The organism is Shinella sp. 20P9.1.1, assembly GCF_057798995.1.
In genome coordinates this window covers 141579-157301 of the sequence record NZ_JBYOLC010000009.1, presented here as the reverse complement: position 1 = coordinate 157301, position 15723 = coordinate 141579, and the positions used below count along the sequence as shown (strand labels likewise).

Below are 15723 nucleotides of genomic sequence, written 5' to 3'. Positions count from 1 at the left end.
GGCGGAACGCGGCACACAGGAGCAGACAACAGCGTTCTGCAAAGGGTGCCGCCCATGACTGCCTATCCGATAGACCTGATCCGCGCCTCCTTCCCCGCTCTGGAGGGTTCGCGCACCGCCTATCTCGACAATCCCGCGGGAACGCTGGTTCCACGGATGGTGATCGACGCCGTGGCCGGGGCGATGGCGACGGCCTCGTCCAATCTCGGCGGGCGCTTTGCCGCTTCGCAGCGCGCGGATGCCACCTGGCGCGCCGCGCATGATGCGGCCGCCGAGTTCGTCAACGCCGCCTCCTGGCAGGAGATGATCATCGGCCCGAACATGACGACGCTCGCCTTCCAGATGGGGCGTGTCATCGGCAGCACGCTTTCGCCCGGCGACGAGGTCATCGTCACGCGCATGGATCATGAAGGCAACGTCTCGCCGTGGCTTGCCATGGCCGAGGCCTACGGGCTGACGGTGAAGTGGCTGCCCTTCAACAAGGAGACCTGGCGCATCGAGCCGGAGGACCTTGCAGCTCTTCTCACGCCGCGCACGAAATTCCTGGCGCTCAACTACGCCTCGAACATGACCGGCAGCATCAACGACGTCACTGCGCTGACAGCCTTGGCCAAGGCGGCCGGCGCGCTCGTCTGGATCGATGCGGTGCAGCTTGCGCCGCACCACCTGCCGGATGTGCAGGCGATCGGCTGCGATTTCCTCGTCTGCTCGTCCTACAAGTTCTTCGGCCCGCATCTTGGCGTGCTCTGGGGGCGCGGCGACCTGCTGCGCGCGCTGCCGCCGCATCGCGTACGCTGCCAGAGCGACGACATTCCCGACCGTTTCTGCACCGGCACGCCGCAGACCGAGCTTCTCGCCGGCCTCACCGCGACGATCGATTATCTGGCATCGACAGGTGAAGCGACCGGCAGCACGGGCACGCGGCGCGAAAAGATGGCCGGCGCCTACCAGGCGTTCGATGCCTATGAGGCGGGCCTGACGCGCCGGTTGATCGGCGGGTTGACGGCGCTGCCGGGTGTCCGGCTGGTCGGCATCGCCAATCCCAATCTCTTCGCCCATCGCGTGCCGACGATCTCCTTCACGCATGACCGCGTCTCGACCCATCGTTTCGCCGAAGCGCTGGCGGCAGAGGACATCAATGTCTGGTCCGGCCACAACTACGCGCTGGAGCCCGCCCGCCATCTCGGCCTTTCCGAAGAGGAGGGCGTGGTGCGCATCGGTATCGCGCATTACAATTCCGCAGAGGAGATCGAGCGCACGCTTGCGGCGGTCGGCAAGCTTGTGGCGTGAGGACGGTTGGCGTAAAGGGTTATAAGTAGCCGTTTTCCTTCGGGAATCTTGCAGATGGAACCATGACCGAAACCGCCAGCTGGATAGAGCCCTTCGCCCATGCGCTCGACCGCTACGACCAGCCGGACAGCGTGTCGGCGTTGTTGGCGGCCATCGGCTCTGTCGCACGGTTCCATCTGGCGCTCTCGGTGGTGCATCGCAAGAACGGCGGGCCGAGCTACGTGTTCGACACGTTCTCCGGCCCCAAGGCCAAGCGGGCGGTGCAACTCTTCATCGCCGGCACCTACCTACTCAATCCGTTCTACAACGCCTATCTCGCCGGTCTGCCGGCGGGTATCTACCTGATCCGGGACCTGGCGCCGGACGAGTATCTCGGCTCCGACCTCTATCGCGGCCTCGATATCCGCCGCCATGAGGACGAGGAGCTTGGCTACCGCACGCATGGCTGGCCGGAGGGCATGGAGGAGCTGCTGATCGCCATGGACCTGCCGGGCGGCGAAATGGCGGAGATCAGCCTGTCGCGCATCCGCAGCGAAGGCGGTTTCGACGCGGCGTCCATCGCCCGGCTGCGCGAGGCGCATCCGCTGATCGCGGCGATCTTCCGCCGGCTCTGGGCACATCTTTCGCGCAACGAAAACCAGCCGCAGGCGCGCCCCATCGATCATCTCTTCAGCGATTTCGGCCGCGACGTGCTGAGCCCGCGCGAGCGCGAGGTGGCGCTTCTGATCCTGAAGGGCCATTCCAGCGAGTCGATCAGCTATCACCTGGGCATCTCGATCGCGACGGTGAAGACACACCGGCAGAAGCTCTACGCCAAGCTCAATCTCTCCACGCAGCAGGAGCTGTTCTCGACGTTTCTGCGCAGCCTCAATCTGTGAGGTGAGGGGGGCATGCTCGTGTCCCAGGCCGCACCCACAGCCCGCGCCTCATTCAAAGCCCGTGCGCCCATCCCACACCCACCAACGTCATCCTCGGCTTTGAGCCGAGGATCCACGCTACAGGCAGTGCGGATGAGTGGATCCTCGGGTCAAGCCCGAGGATGACGGAGGAGAGGGCAGGAGGACTGCGTCGGCGGCGAGGGGCGAACTTGGTTCGCCCCCTGCATCGTTTTTCAAGACTTCAGGTTTTCGCGGATCGCGGCCGAGATGGCAGCAAGGCCCTTGCTCAGCTCGTCCTCGGTCGGCCAGGCATAGCCGATGCGGAAATGCCGGTCGTCCTGCTCGAACCAGCTGCCGCGGCCGACATAGGCCTGGTGGCGACTGTAGAGGCTTTCGTGGAAACCGGCGAGATCGACATTCGCCGACGGCACGATGCGCGGGAAACAGACGCAGCCGCCCGACGGCTCGACCCACTCGACCAGCGGCTCGGAAGCGATCCAGTCCTTGACGATGGCAAAGGCGCTGGCGATGCGGGCATTGTTGAAGGCAAGCCACGCATCGCGCTGGCTGAGCGCGACATAGGCGATGTACTCGTCCACCGTGCTGCCGGAAATTCCGATCTGCTCGCGCGCGGCGAGGAAGGTTTCCATCAGCGCAGCGTCGCGCGTGATCAGCCAACCGATGCGGATGCCGGGAATGCCGTAGGTCTTGGAGAGCGAGGACACGCTGATCACGTGGGTAGACAGGCTGGCGGCAACCGGCAGCATCGTGCCTGATGTCATCTCGCGATAGGTTTCGTCGAACAGCAAGCGCGTGCCCTTGCGCTCGATAAGCGCGACCAGCGCCTTCAGTTCGCGCTCGGAAATCATCACGCCGGTCGGATTGTGCGGATAGGTGACGGAGACATATTTCGTTTCCGGCCGGATCGCCGCCTCGATCGCCTGGAGGTCGAGCCGGTAGCCGGTCTCGAAGGTCAGATCGACGATGGTCATGTCGGCGCCGATGGTGCGCGGCGTTTCCAGGTTCGTCGCATAGTTCGGCCTGACCACGACGATGTGGTCGCCGGCCTCCAGCATCGAGGTCGCGATGATGAAGAGCGCGCCCGCCGCACCCGCCGTGACGAGCACGTCGTCCGCCGCCAGGCCTTCGCCCGTGCCGGCGATCAGGCCGCGCAGGTCCGGCGCGCCGCGATGGTCGCCGTAGCACAGCAGGATGTCGTCCAGCCTGAGGTTCAGCTCACCCAGACGACGGTCGGCGACCGAGCTTTCCGAGAGATTGTAGCGGATCGTGTCGTAGCCGAGCTGCTCGGGGGATTCCAGCTCGATGGGCATGCGGACATATTTCATGGGGCTCTCCTCTGGCCTGCATGTCAAAGGGCTAGATCAACCTGATGTCACATTCCATCCACCCCGAGGGTGATGGCGGTCGTCATTTTCGGTGTGACCGGCATCATCCTTCGGGTGGATTTCCTCCCCCCTCCTGGCAGCGCATCGTTGCCCATCGGCGGAGTGAGGACCGTCGTCAAAGAGCCAACAACGAAGGGGAATGCCATGAAATTCGTGACCGGTCTGTTGTCCGCCGCAGTCGTCAGCTTGACGGCGGCTGCCATGCCCGCCCAAGCCGAAACGCTGCGCGTCGGCATGGAATGCACCTACGCGCCCTTCAACTACCGCACGCCCGAGGGCGAGATGGCCGGCTACGACGTTGACGTCGCCAAGGGCATTGCCGAGCGCATCGGCGTCGAACTCGACTATGTTTGCCAGGAATGGGACGGCATGATCCCGGCGCTGCTCGCCAGCAAGTTCGACCTGATCGTCGCCTCCATGTCGATCACCGAGGAGCGCAAGCAGAAGATCGATTTCTCTGTTCCCTACCGCGTCTCGCTCGGCCGTATCCTCGGCTCCAAGGACGCCGCGCTGAAACTGTTCGACGCGGACGGCAAGCCGATCCCGGAGGCCTTCAACGGCCTGCGTTTCGGCGTGGAGCGCGCCTCGACCTATGCGAAATGGGTGGAAGCCAAGCTGCCGGGCGCGGAAATCGCGCTGTATGACGGTGCCCAGCCCATGCTGCTCGACCTGCAGAACGGCCGCATCGACATCGCCATCACCAATCCCATGAAGGCCTATCTCGACTTCCTCAGCAAGGAGAACGGTGCCGGCTTCGAATTCGTCTCGCCGCCGATCGACGAGGTCGAGTATTTCGGTCCGGGCGTCGGCGTCGGCCTGCGCAAGGGCAATGACGAACTGCTCGCCAAGATCGACAAGGCGCTCGAGGAGATGATCAAGGACGGTTCGCTGGAAAAGTACAGCCTGAAATACTTCCCCTTCTCCATCCAGCCGGCAAACTGGAAGGGTGTGGGCCAGTAAGCATGACCTCCGGGCGTCGCGTCAGACGCGGCGCCCGATCTGCATGACGAATATGGAGGTAGGGCATGTCGGTCCTCGACGGCTGGTGGGACGATTTCTTCTTCGGCCTGATGACGGTGTTGCAGGTCTTTTCGGTGTCGCTGGTGATCGCGGTGGTCTGCGGCCTTCTCGGCGCCTCGGCAAAACTGTCCAAAAGCCGCATCCTGCGCGGCATTGCCCAGGGCTACACCATCGTGTTTCGCGGCGCGCCGGAACTTCTGGTCCTGCTGCTCTTCTATTTCGGCATGGCGATCGCGCTCACCCAGCTGGTTCAGCTCGTCGATCCCTCGGTAAAATTCATCGACCTGCCGCCGTTCTGGGCGGGCTCCATCGCCATCGGCCTCATCGTCGGGGCCTATATGACGGAGACCTTCCGCGGCGCCTTTCTCGGCGTCGATCGCGGCCAGGTCGAGGCGGCGCGGGCGCTCAGCCTCAAGCGCCACCAGATCTTCCGTTATGTGCGGCTGCCGCAGATGTGGCGGCTGGCGCTGCCGAATTTCGGCAATCACATGCTGTCCATCATGAAGGATACGGCACTCGTCTCGATCATCGGGCTGGAGGAAATCCTCTTCGTGGCCAAGATGGCGAACTCGCTCATCCACCGTCCCTTCCTGCTCTACATGACCGTCGCCCTGATCTATCTGGCGATGACCACGGTCATCACGCTCATCGTCGGCTGGCTGGAGCGGCGCGCAAACCGTCATCTCAGAGGTGCCCGATGAGCTTCGATCTCTCGCTGATCGCCACCAGTCTGCCGAAAATCCTGCAGGGCCTGGGGCTGACCCTCAACCTGCTCGCCGTCTCCACCCTGTTCGGGCTGATCCTTGCCGTCGGCATCCTGCTGATGCGCCTGTCGCGGCGGGCGTGGCTTTCCTGGCCCGCCAAGGCCTATATCTACTTCTTCCGCGGCACGCCGCTGCTCGTGCAGCTCTTCGTCATCTATCACGGCCTGCCGCAGTTCGGCTTCATCCGGCAGAGCATCCTCTGGCCGATCCTGCGCGAGCCCTACTGGTGCTCGGTCATCGCGCTGTCGCTGAATACGGCGGCCTATGTCTCGGAAATCCTGCGCGGCGGCGTGCTCGGTGTCGACAAGGGCTTCGTTGAGGCGGGCAAGGCGCTCGGCCTTTCCAAGTTCCAGCGTACGACCCGCATCACCGCTCCGCTCGCCGTGCGCCTCGCGCTGCCCGCCTACAGCAACGAGATCGTCTCCATGCTGAAATCGACCGCGCTCGCCTCCACCGTGACCCTGATGGAAATGACGGGTGTCGCCCGCACCATCGTGGCCGATACCTTCGCCCCCTACGAGATCTTCATCGCCGCGACGATCATCTATCTCGTGCTCGTCTGGATCATCCAGACCGGCTTCACGCTGATCGAGACCTATGCGAACCGCCATGTGAGAAAGACCTGATGGCCGATATCATTGTCCTGGAAAAGATGAACAAGTTCTACGGCACCTATCACGCGCTGAAGGATGTCGATCTCTCGATCGCCAAGGGCGAGAAGGTCGTGGTCTGCGGTCCCTCGGGCTCGGGAAAATCCACCATGATCCGCTGCATCAACAGGCTCGAGGAGCATGACAGCGGCCGCATCATGGTTGCCGGCGAGGAGCTGACCGACGACGAGAAGAAGATCGATCTCGTGCGCCGCGAAGTCGGCATGGTGTTCCAGAGCTTCAACCTCTTCCCGCACATGACCGTGCTGGAGAACCTGACGCTCGCGCCGCGCCTGGTGCGCAAGATGGCGACCGCCGAGGCGGAAGCCGTCGCCATGAAGTATCTCAACCGCGTGCGCATTCCCGATCAGGCGCACAAATATCCCTCACAGCTTTCGGGCGGCCAGCAGCAGCGCGTCGCGATTGCCCGCGCGCTCTGCATGAACCCGGAGGTCATGCTCTTCGACGAGCCGACCTCAGCGCTCGACCCGGAAATGATTTCCGAAGTGCTCGACGTGATGACCGATCTTGCACGCGAGGGCATGACGATGGTCTGCGTAACGCACGAGATGGGCTTTGCCCGCTCCGTCGCCGACCGCATCGTCTTCATGGACCAGGGCGAGATCGTCGAAGTCTCCACCCCCGCCGAATTCTTCGCAGCCCCCAAGTCCGAGCGTGCCCGCACCTTCCTCGGACAGATCCTTGCCCATTGAGTAGAGCAGCCATGACCGACAGTACCGAAACCTTCCTCGCCTTCGCCGAGAAAATCGCCGACAGCTCCCGCGCCTTGCTTCTGGCCGCAGCCGAAGAGGCGCCACGCGTCGACCTGAAACAGGATGCGAGCTTCGTCACCGCCACCGACCGCGCGGTGGAAGCCCGGCTGCGCGAACAAATCCGCACCGCCTTCCCCGATCACGGCATCATGGGTGAGGAATATGGCAGCGAACGGCTGGATGCCGAATTCGTCTGGGTGCTCGATCCGATCGACGGCACCGCCGCCTGGGTCGCCGGCATTCCCGTTTATGGTACTCTGATTTCGCTGGCGCATGGCGGCAAGCCTTTGCTCGGCGTCATCGACCTTCCCGCCACCGCCGAGCGCCTGACCGGCATTTCCAGCCAAGGCGCCTGGCACAACGGCAAGCCGATCCGCTGCCGCAAGGGCACCGCACTTGCCGATGCCTATATGACCTCCTCCAACCCCCGCTTCGTGCCCGAGGCCGACCGTGCGCCCTTCGCACGGCTCGACAATTCCGTGCAGTTCACGCAATACGGCGGCAGCTGCTACAGCTATGCCTGCCTGGCGCGCGGCCGCACGGATTTGGCCGTCGATGCCGGCTTCGACGCCTATGACCTCTTTGCCCCGACCGCTATCATCGAAGGCGCAGGCGGCATCGTCACCGACTGGCAGGGTGGTCCGCTCGATCTCGGCTGGAAGGGCTGCGTCATCGCGGCGGGTGATCCGGCACTGCATGCGCAGGCGCTCACGGCGCTTGCGGCGGGCTGAAGCGCGAGGCGGAACAAAGCGCTGCCCAGTGCAGTTCGGCTCCATCATTCAAAACCGATGGAGCAAAGCAATGGGCGACCGCAAACAAGCCTCTCGCGAAGACGATTTCCGGGATTACGAACAGCGCGACACCCGCGACGGTTGGCCCTATGCGGACAGCGATGGCAGTGGGGCTGGCAGGAACGCGCCCTACGGCACCGCGGGCGCCAATCTCGAGCAGTCGGACAACAACGGCATCGAGATTTCCGGCGATCCCGAACTGCGGGACGTTGATGGCGCCCCGCTGCCGTTCTCCGACGAAGAGGCGGACACGATTGCCGACGACGATCTCGAGGAGCGCATCGCGCAACTGCTCGAAGAAGACGGGCGATTCGATCTCGATTCTCTGGAAATCACGATCCGCGGCGGGATTGCCGATCTCGATGGTTCCGTCGATGGCGAGGAAGACCGCCGTCGCCTGATCGGCCTTGTCCGCCGGGTGAAAGGCGTGCGCGCGGTAACGGCCGAGAACCTCATGACGCGCGGCGTCGATAGTCATATGCCGCGGGATATGGACGAATAGACACACGGATGAAATGCTGCCGGCCCGGCATCAACTGTCGGGTCGCCTCGTTCGTCCAGGGCGCCGTGGGTGTGAACAAAGAACGCTTCTAGTGAACGGTGATTGCGATATTCGCGTCGTAGGCGGCAGCCAGGAAGGCGTCGCGCACATCACCGTCCTCCACGTCGCCATCGAGAGCATCCGCACAGATACGGATGGCATTGAAGAACGCGGCGCCATGCTGCTTGGGCCAGAATTCCAAGAGATAGGCGGCCGCTTCCAGTGAGCTGCGAACAACCACGAACGATTGTGCTTCGTCGTTGGTCACCACGACGGGCATCGGCCAATTGTGAGCGCTTTCCATGACGAACCTCGTTTCGATGTTCCTTCCTCTACAATCAGGGATGGCGTGAAAAGTTCCATCGACTGTGGTTTCCGCACGCCTCGGATTGACAGAGCGCTACAGAACATATAGTGAACAAATATGAAGAAATCGCTGCAGCAACGCCTGGCCATCCTGTCTGATGCGGCCAAATACGATGCCTCCTGCGCGTCGAGTGGAACCGTCAAGCGCGACTCCGTGGTATCAGGCGGCCTCGGCTCGACCGAAGGGGCGGGGATTTGCCATGCCTATGCGCCGGACGGGCGCTGTATTTCGCTTTTGAAGATCCTGCTCACCAATTTCTGCATCTTCGATTGCGCCTATTGTATCAACCGCTCGTCGAGCAATGTGGAGCGCGCCCGCTTCACGCCGGACGAGGTTGTCTGGCTGACGCTGGAATTCTATCGGCGCAACTATATCGAGGGCCTGTTCCTCTCGTCGGGCATCATCCGCTCGCCCGATCATACGATGGGCGAAATGGTGAAGGTGGCGAAGGACCTGCGCGTGGTGCACGGCTTTCGCGGCTATATCCATCTCAAATCGATCCCCGACGCGTCGCCCGAACTGATCGAGCAGGCGGGGCTCTATGCCGATCGCCTGTCGCTCAATATCGAACTCCCGACGGATGCGGGTATCGGCCGTTTCGCGCCGGAAAAGCGCCCCGAGGGCATTCGCCGCGCCATGGGGGATCTGCGCCGCAAGATCGAGGCGGCAGACGAACCGACGTTGCAGACCAAGCGGCGCAAACGCTTCGTGCCGGGCGGCCAGAGCACCCAGATGATCGTGGGTGCCGATGGCGCTGACGATGCGACCATCCTAAAGACCAGCGCCCGGCTTTATGGCAGCTATGGCCTGAAGCGCGTCTACTATTCCGCCTTCAGCCCCATTCCGGATGCCTCGCGGGCATTGCCGCTGATCAAGCCGCCGCTGGTGCGCGAACACCGGCTCTACCAGGCCGACTGGCTCTATCGTTTCTACGGGTTCGGCGTCGACGAGATCACCGCGGCGACCGGCGGCATGCTGGATCTCGACATGGACCCCAAGCTCGCCTGGGCGCTCGCCAACCGGCAGGATTTCCCCGTCGACGTCAACAGGGCGGCGAAGGAGACCCTGCTGCGCGTGCCGGGCTTCGGCACGAAGACGGTCGATGCCATCCTCTCCAGCCGCCGTTTCCGCCGCCTGCGGCTGGAAGATCTGGCGCGGCTTAGCGTTTCCGTGCGCAAGGTGAAGGCGTTCATCGAGGCGGAGGGTTGGACGCCACTGAAGCTCGCCGACCGCGCCGACTTGAAGACGCTCTTCGCGCGCAAGCCGGAACAGCTTTCGTTGCTGTGATGTGGACGATCCCGCTTCTCGCCCGCGGTGATTTTTCCGAATGGCGCGATGCCGCCCGCGCGCTTGCCACAGCCGGCGTCTCGCCGCGCGAGGTGGACTGGCGCATCCAAGGCGACATAGAACTCTTCGAGGCCAGCACATTGCCGGAGCTGCCGGTGCCTGATGCCGCCGCACCCCCGCTCGTGGTGCCGCAGGCCTTCCTGCCGCTTGCCGAGGCCGTCGTATGCCACACGGATCCGGGGCGCTTTCATCTGCTCTACCGCCTGCTCTGGCGCCTGCAATCCGACCGGCGCCTGCTGGAACTGACGGCGGACAAGGATGTCGCCTGGGCGCGGCTGCTGGCCAAGAACGTCGCGCGTGACAGCCACAAGATGACGGCCTTCGTGCGGTTCAAGGAAATCGCAGGGGAGGTGGAAGGCCGCCGACGGTTTTTCGCCTGGTTCGAGCCGACGCATTTCGTCGTCGCGCGCACCGCGCCGTTCTTTCGCCGCCGCTTCGCCGATATGGACTGGATCATCGCAACGCCGAAGGGCACGGCGAGCTGGAATGGCGAAAGCCTGATCGCCGACATGCGGCCGGGCGAGGATCCTGGCCACGGCGATCCCACGGACGCGCTCTGGCGCACCTATTATGCCAGTATCTTCAATCCGGCGCGGCTGAAGACTAGGGCTATGCAGGCGGAGATGCCGAAGAAATACTGGCGCAACTTGCCCGAGGCGGCCCTCATTCCCGAACTGATCGCCAATGCGGAAGCCAATGTTCGCGCCATGGCCGAGCGTGCTGCCAGCGATCCGCCGGCCTTTCACTACCGGCTTCAGGATTTGGCACAGGCAATGCCGTCCGCCGGTTTTGCTGAAGCCGGCACGCTGGAAAGCCTGCGCGAAGAGGCCCGGCGCTGCACGCGCTGCCCGCTGCATTGCACGGCGACGCAGACCGTCTTCGGCGAGGGGCAGGAGGCGGCGGTGATGATGATGGTCGGCGAGCAGCCGGGCGATCAGGAAGACCTTGCCGGCCGTCCCTTTGTCGGCCCGGCCGGAAAAGTGCTGGATGGCGTGCTGAAGGAGGCCGGCCTTGCGCGCGAAACGCTTTACCTCACCAATGCCGTCAAGCATTTCAAATATCAGCCGCGCGGCAAGCGCCGCATCCACGAGAAGCCGAACCGGGGTGAGATCGATCATTGCCGCTGGTGGCTGACGAAGGAAATCGAACTCGTCAAACCTAGGATCATCGTGGCCCTGGGCGCCACGGCCCTCTATGCGCTGACGGGCGACCGGCGCCCGCTCAGCCAGGTGCGCAGCCAACCCATGGCGATGGAGGACAATGTCGTGCTCTACCCAACCATCCATCCCTCGTTCCTGCTACGCCTGCCCGATGAGGCCGAACGCCGGCGCCAGCATGCCCTCTTTCTCGAGGACATCAGGGATATCGGTCATCTGGCGAAGAGCTTTTCGGGCTAGATCTGGATCTGGTGCCGCTTGAAATCCGTCCGTGACACCACGCCGGAAAGGCGGCTCTGGCGGTCGAGCACGGCGAGGCGACGCAGGTGCAGCGACTGCATGTTGGCGAGCACAATGGCGGGATCCTCGTCGTCATAACAATAGGTGATGTTGGTGGTCATGATGTCGGAGACCTTGGTGACCTCGGCGTTAAGGCCCGGAGCGACGGCGCGCAGGATGATGTCGCGGTCCGTCAGCGTGCCGACAAGGCCGCTGGCATCGGCAACCGGCAGAAAGGCGATATCCCACTCCGCCATGAGGCTCGCGGCATAGTGCAACGTCTCCTCCGGGCGGACGAGGTGAACGTTGCGGGTCATGATGTCGCCGATATGCATGAGGACCTCTCGAAAACCATTTCGGTAGGAACCGCCGAAGGCACTTTTGGTTCCGAAATCCGCTGTGTCCTGTCGAAGGCGATGGATATCCACGGGCCGGCCTTGCCGCGCGGTGCAAAGCGGTAGATCGCCTCACCCGGCAAGGCGGGCACCGCTCCGCTCGCCTCCGTCAGATTGGCGCGAAGGAGAAGCGTTCCGTCGGGCGAACGCCAGTCGATCGCGACGATGCCGTCCTCGGCAGGCAGGATATGCGGTTCGATGGGCCTGATCTTCAGAAGCGGCGCGATATGCCGCTGCCGCAGGCCGGTGAGGTCGCGGATGAAAGCCATCTGTTGCCGGCCCTCGGGCGTGTCCGCGCGCGACCAGTCGAGCTTGGAGCGCTCAAAGGTTTGGTCGCAAAGCGGATCGGGCAGGTCCGAAAGGGCCCTGTCATCGGGCAGACCGCCGAATTTCTCCGCTTCCGCCTCCCGTCCGGCCTTTATCGCGCGGGCAAGCTCGCCCTCGAAATCGGCAAAAAACTGGAAGGGCTGCTCCTCACCGTATTCGTCACCCATGAAGAGGAGCGGCACCGGCGGAGACAGCATCAGCAGCGCCGTCATAACCTTGAGCAAATCGGGGTCGGTCTGGCGCGCCAGCCGGTCGCCGAAGGCGCGGTTGCCGATCTGGTCGTGGTTTTGCAGGAAGTTGATATTGACGTCGGGCGGGAGCGGATCCTGCGGCGCCAGGCCGACGCGATCCTTGCCGCGGTCTGCGCCGACGAACCCCCTGGCGGTGGCTTCCCGGAGCGTGCCGATCGTATCGTCGAGGAAATTCTTATAATAGCCGCCCGTCTCACCGGTCGCGATGACGTGCAGGGCATGGTGGAATTCATCATTCCAGCCGGCGGTGTAATGCCTGACGATGCCGCCGTCGCGGTTCAGTACGCTCTTGCGGCTGTGCTGGTCCTCTACGGCGAGGTGAATGTGCCGGCCGGGGGCTGCCGCCCGCACGGTTTCCGCAAGCTCGATCAAAAGATGCGTCTCGCTCTCGTCCTCGATCTGCTCCGTCGCATCGAGCCGCAGCCCGTCGAAGCGGTAATCGACGACCCATTGAAGGGCATTCTCGATAAAGTAGCGCCGCACGGCCGGTTCGTCGAAAGCGATCGCCGCGCCCCAGGGCGTGTGCCGCTCGGGGTGGAAGAAATCCGGTGCGATGCGCGGCAGCATATTCCCGACGGGGCCGAAGTGATTGTAGACGACGTCGAGCAGCACCATCATGCCCTGGCCATGCGCCGCATCGACGAGCGCCTTGAGGTCGTCGGGCGTACCATAGACGGGATGCGGTGCATGGAGCAGCACGCCGTCGTAACCCCAGCCGCGCCGGCCGGCGAAATGGGCAACCGGCATGAGCTCGATGGCGGTGATGCCGAGCGCCCGAAGATGCGGCAGGCGGTCGATTGCGGCGCGGAATGTCCCCTCGGGCGTGAAGGTGCCGATATGCAGTTCGTAGAGAACCGCCTCGGCCCAGGGGCGTCCCTTCCATTCGGCATTCTGCCAGGTATAGGCGTCATGATCGACGACAAGCGAGGGGCCGTGCGCGTCATCCACCTGGGCGTGGGCGGCGGGGTCCGGCAGCGTCGTGCCATCACGAAGGCGGAAGGCATAGCGGTCGCCGGCCTTTGCGCCTGTCGTCAGGCGGTGCCAGCCATCGTCCATACGCTGCATGGGGATTTCGCGGCCTTCGACCAGAACTGTGATTGTCTCCTGCGCCGGTGCCCAGAGGCGGAACGTCACGCCGCCATTCTTTTCCAAAACCGGTCCCCAGCCGCGCTGCATCATCGATGGCTCCGTCATCCGTTTCCTCTTCCGTTGGACAGGATCGGAACCGGGCGGGCGGCAAAATGTTCCGGAACAATCAGCGTCTTTTCGCGTTGCATCATCGCATTTTCGCGCCCTGAAAAACGGTCCGGTGGAGAACCGTAGGGTGTGATTGTGCAATCGCTGCAGCCTGTCGCAGCTCTATCCGGGGAGGCCATTTGCTCGCTCGAAGGGGACGCATTTCATGAGCTATTCTTTTTCCGAACTCGACTTCATGAAGCCGGAGCTTGGCGCCGAATTCACCGGCGACGGCACGCATTTCGCCATCTTTTCCGCCCATGCGGAGCAGATGGAGCTGTGTCTGTTTTCTACCGACGGGAAGGAAGAGACTGCGCGCCTTGCTTTGCCCAAGCGCGAGGGCGACATCTGGTCGGGTTATATAGCCGGCCTGAAACCGGGCACCGTCTACGGCTACCGGGCGCACGGCCCCTACGATCCGAAGGCGGGTCATCGCTTTAACCCGAACAAGCTGCTGCTCGATCCCTATGCCAAGCAGGTGCTCGGCGAAATCCAGTGGGATGACGCGCTCTACGGCTACAAGATCGGCGATGCGGCGGAGGATCTGTCCTTCGACGAGCGCGACAGCGCCCCCTTCATGGTCAAGGGCGTGGTGCAGGACCCGGATTTCGACTGGGCGGGCGATGCCGCCATCCGCCGGCCCTGGACCGACACGATCATCTACGAAGCCCATGTGCGCGGCATGACGATGACGCATCCCGGCGTGCCGGAGGAACTGCGCGGCACCTTCATGGGCATGGCGAGCGATGCGATCATCGAGCATCTCGTCGATCTCGGCATTTCGGCCATCGAGCTCCTGCCGATCCAGTATTTCCCCGATGACCGCTACCTGCTGGAAAAGGGGCTGCGCAATTACTGGGGCTACCAGACGCTCGGCTTCTTCGCGCCGCAACCGCGTTTCCTCTCCGGAAAGGCCATCACCGAATTCAAGACCATGGTGAAGCGGTTCCATGCCGCCGGCATCGAGGTGATCATGGACGTGGTTTACAACCACACGGCCGAGGGGTCGGAGCGCGGCCCGACGCTCAGCTTCCGCGGTCTCGACAATCTCAGCTATTACCGCCTGTCGCCGGACGATCCGCGCCACTCCTACGATACGACGGGTACCGGCAACACTGTCAACATCGCCCATCCCATGGTACTGCGCATGGTGCTGGACAGCCTGCGCTACTGGGTGGGCGTCATGCATGTCGATGGGTTCCGCTTCGATCTGGCGAGCACGCTCGGCCGCACGCGCCATATCGAATTCGACCGTGACGGCGCCTTCTTCGATGCCATCAGGCAGGATCCGATCCTGTCTGGTGTGAAGCTGATCGCCGAGCCCTGGGATGTCGGTGACGGCGGCTATCAGGTCGGCGGCTTCCCCTATCCGTTCCGCGAATGGAACGACAAGTACCGCGACGACGTGCGCCGCTTCTGGAAGGGCGACGGCGGGCTGGTCGCCGGCCTTGCCTCGCGCCTCACGGGCTCCGCGCCGCAGTTCAACCATTCCGATCGCGGCTCGACCTCGTCCGTCAACCTGATCAGCGCCCATGACGGCTTCACCCTGATGGACACCGTCTCCTATGACGGCAAGCACAACGAGGCGAATGGCGAAGACAATCGCGACGGCCATTCCGACAACCATTCGCACAATCTGGGTGCGGAAGGCGTGACCGACAACGCCGACATCATCGCCGCCCGCGACCGCCGCCGCCGCAACATGATCGCTACGCTGTTGCTGAGCCAGGGCGTGCCCATGCTGCTCGGGGGCGACGAACTCGGCAACAGCCAGGGCGGCAACAACAACGCCTATTGCCAGGACAACGAGATCGGCTGGACGGATTGGAGCGGGCTCGACGATCCCTTCCTGAATTTCTGCAAGGGGGCCATCGCCTTCCGCAAGGCCCATACCGCGCTGCGGCAGGAGCGTTTCCTGACGGGCGATGCGGCGGAAGACGGCTCGATCGAGATCGCCTGGTACAAGCCGGACGGCAGCTTTATGAGCGATGCCGCCTGGAAGGACGGCAATTTGCGCGCCCTCGGTCTCTTCCTCTCGAAGCCCGCAAACGGCGAAGGACCGGATCAGCTCTTCGTCGTCTGCAATGCCGGCGGCGATTGCACGATGACCCTGCCTTCCGTGAACGGCATTGCATCATGGAAACGTGTCCTGGATACCGGCGCTACGGACGATGCCTTCGCCGAGCACGCGGCGGAAAGCCCGGCCACCGTCTATGGCGCGAGCATCGCCGTCTTCGAACCTGTGAACTGA

15 protein-coding genes are annotated in these 15723 nt (G+C 63.6%); 11 read left to right on the top strand and 4 right to left on the bottom strand.

The genetic code is table 11. From position 1 onward, the window contains the following. Nucleotides 1-54 precede the first annotated feature (54 nt). Both AC27VQ_RS16990 and AC27VQ_RS16985 read left to right on the top strand, forming a co-directional pair. Complete coding sequence (locus tag AC27VQ_RS16990; protein WP_488717185.1) at nucleotides 55-1290, top strand: cysteine desulfurase-like protein; 1236 nt, start codon at nucleotides 55-57, stop codon at nucleotides 1288-1290. Nucleotides 1291-1352: 62 nt separating this feature from the next. Further along, the gene (locus AC27VQ_RS16985; protein ID WP_488717184.1) at nucleotides 1353-2168 is read left to right on the top strand and encodes a helix-turn-helix transcriptional regulator; all 816 of its coding nucleotides are present in this window, start codon (nucleotides 1353-1355) and stop codon (nucleotides 2166-2168) included. A gap of 233 nt (nucleotides 2169-2401) precedes the next feature. Here the strand turns inward: AC27VQ_RS16985 and AC27VQ_RS16980 are convergent, their stop codons facing one another. Then, nucleotides 2402-3514, bottom strand: a complete 1113-nt coding sequence (locus tag AC27VQ_RS16980; RefSeq protein ID WP_488717183.1) for an aminotransferase class I/II-fold pyridoxal phosphate-dependent enzyme — start codon at nucleotides 3512-3514, stop codon at nucleotides 2402-2404. A 204-nt stretch (nucleotides 3515-3718) separates the two neighbouring features. Here AC27VQ_RS16980 and AC27VQ_RS16975 point away from each other — a divergent pair, with 204 nt between their 5' ends. The 6 genes from AC27VQ_RS16975 to AC27VQ_RS16950 all read left to right on the top strand — a co-directional run bounded on the left by AC27VQ_RS16975 (nucleotide 3719) and on the right by AC27VQ_RS16950 (nucleotide 8074). Further along, nucleotides 3719-4534, top strand: a complete 816-nt coding sequence (locus AC27VQ_RS16975; RefSeq protein ID WP_313530257.1) for a transporter substrate-binding domain-containing protein — start codon at nucleotides 3719-3721, stop codon at nucleotides 4532-4534. 65 nt (nucleotides 4535-4599) lie between these two features. Further along, nucleotides 4600-5295, top strand: coding sequence for an ABC transporter permease (locus AC27VQ_RS16970; RefSeq protein ID WP_488717182.1), 696 nt, complete (start codon nucleotides 4600-4602; stop codon nucleotides 5293-5295). Then, nucleotides 5292-5984, top strand: a complete 693-nt coding sequence (locus AC27VQ_RS16965) for an ABC transporter permease (protein ID WP_313530262.1) — start codon at nucleotides 5292-5294, stop codon at nucleotides 5982-5984. The genes AC27VQ_RS16970 and AC27VQ_RS16965 overlap by 4 nt, the downstream gene beginning before the upstream one ends. Beyond that, complete coding sequence (locus AC27VQ_RS16960) at nucleotides 5984-6721, top strand: amino acid ABC transporter ATP-binding protein (protein WP_488717181.1); 738 nt, start codon at nucleotides 5984-5986, stop codon at nucleotides 6719-6721. The genes AC27VQ_RS16965 and AC27VQ_RS16960 overlap by 1 nt, the downstream gene beginning before the upstream one ends. Nucleotides 6722-6732: 11 nt before the next feature. Then, nucleotides 6733-7512 carry an inositol monophosphatase family protein gene (locus AC27VQ_RS16955; RefSeq protein WP_488717180.1) on the top strand — a complete coding sequence of 260 codons (780 nt, stop codon included), beginning with the start codon at nucleotides 6733-6735 and terminating at the stop codon, nucleotides 7510-7512. Nucleotides 7513-7582: 70 nt separating this feature from the next. After that, nucleotides 7583-8074: a BON domain-containing protein gene (locus AC27VQ_RS16950; protein ID WP_488717179.1), complete on the top strand. Its 492-nt coding sequence runs from the start codon at nucleotides 7583-7585 to the stop codon at nucleotides 8072-8074. Between the two features lie 88 nt (nucleotides 8075-8162). On the opposite strand, the gene AC27VQ_RS16945 is transcribed toward AC27VQ_RS16950, so the two are convergent. Further along, entirely contained in the window at nucleotides 8163-8417 is a 255-nt protein-coding gene (locus tag AC27VQ_RS16945; protein WP_488717178.1) for a DUF982 domain-containing protein, read from the bottom strand. A gap of 120 nt (nucleotides 8418-8537) precedes the next feature. Here AC27VQ_RS16945 and AC27VQ_RS16940 point away from each other — a divergent pair, with 120 nt between their 5' ends. Together AC27VQ_RS16940 and AC27VQ_RS16935 are read left to right on the top strand one after the other, a co-directional pair. Beyond that, on the top strand, nucleotides 8538-9767 hold the full coding sequence (locus AC27VQ_RS16940) for a putative DNA modification/repair radical SAM protein (protein ID WP_488717177.1): 1230 nt from the start codon (nucleotides 8538-8540) through the stop codon (nucleotides 9765-9767). Then, nucleotides 9767-11224, top strand: coding sequence for a UdgX family uracil-DNA binding protein (locus tag AC27VQ_RS16935; protein ID WP_488717176.1), 1458 nt, complete (start codon nucleotides 9767-9769; stop codon nucleotides 11222-11224). The genes AC27VQ_RS16940 and AC27VQ_RS16935 overlap by 1 nt, the downstream gene beginning before the upstream one ends. Here the strand turns inward: AC27VQ_RS16935 and AC27VQ_RS16930 are convergent. Together AC27VQ_RS16930 and treZ are read right to left on the bottom strand one after the other, a co-directional pair. Next, nucleotides 11221-11598: a CBS domain-containing protein gene (locus tag AC27VQ_RS16930; protein WP_488717175.1), complete on the bottom strand. Its 378-nt coding sequence runs from the start codon at nucleotides 11596-11598 to the stop codon at nucleotides 11221-11223. The two genes, AC27VQ_RS16935 and AC27VQ_RS16930, sit on opposite strands and share 4 nt — an antisense overlap. Next, nucleotides 11577-13430 carry a malto-oligosyltrehalose trehalohydrolase gene (gene treZ / locus AC27VQ_RS16925; protein WP_488717174.1) on the bottom strand — a complete coding sequence of 618 codons (1854 nt, stop codon included), beginning with the start codon at nucleotides 13428-13430 and terminating at the stop codon, nucleotides 11577-11579. The genes AC27VQ_RS16930 and treZ overlap by 22 nt, the downstream gene beginning before the upstream one ends. 208 nt (nucleotides 13431-13638) lie before the next feature. Here treZ and glgX point away from each other — a divergent pair, with 208 nt between their 5' ends. Continuing rightward, nucleotides 13639-15723: a glycogen debranching protein GlgX gene (glgX, locus tag AC27VQ_RS16920; protein ID WP_488717173.1), complete on the top strand. Its 2085-nt coding sequence runs from the start codon at nucleotides 13639-13641 to the stop codon at nucleotides 15721-15723.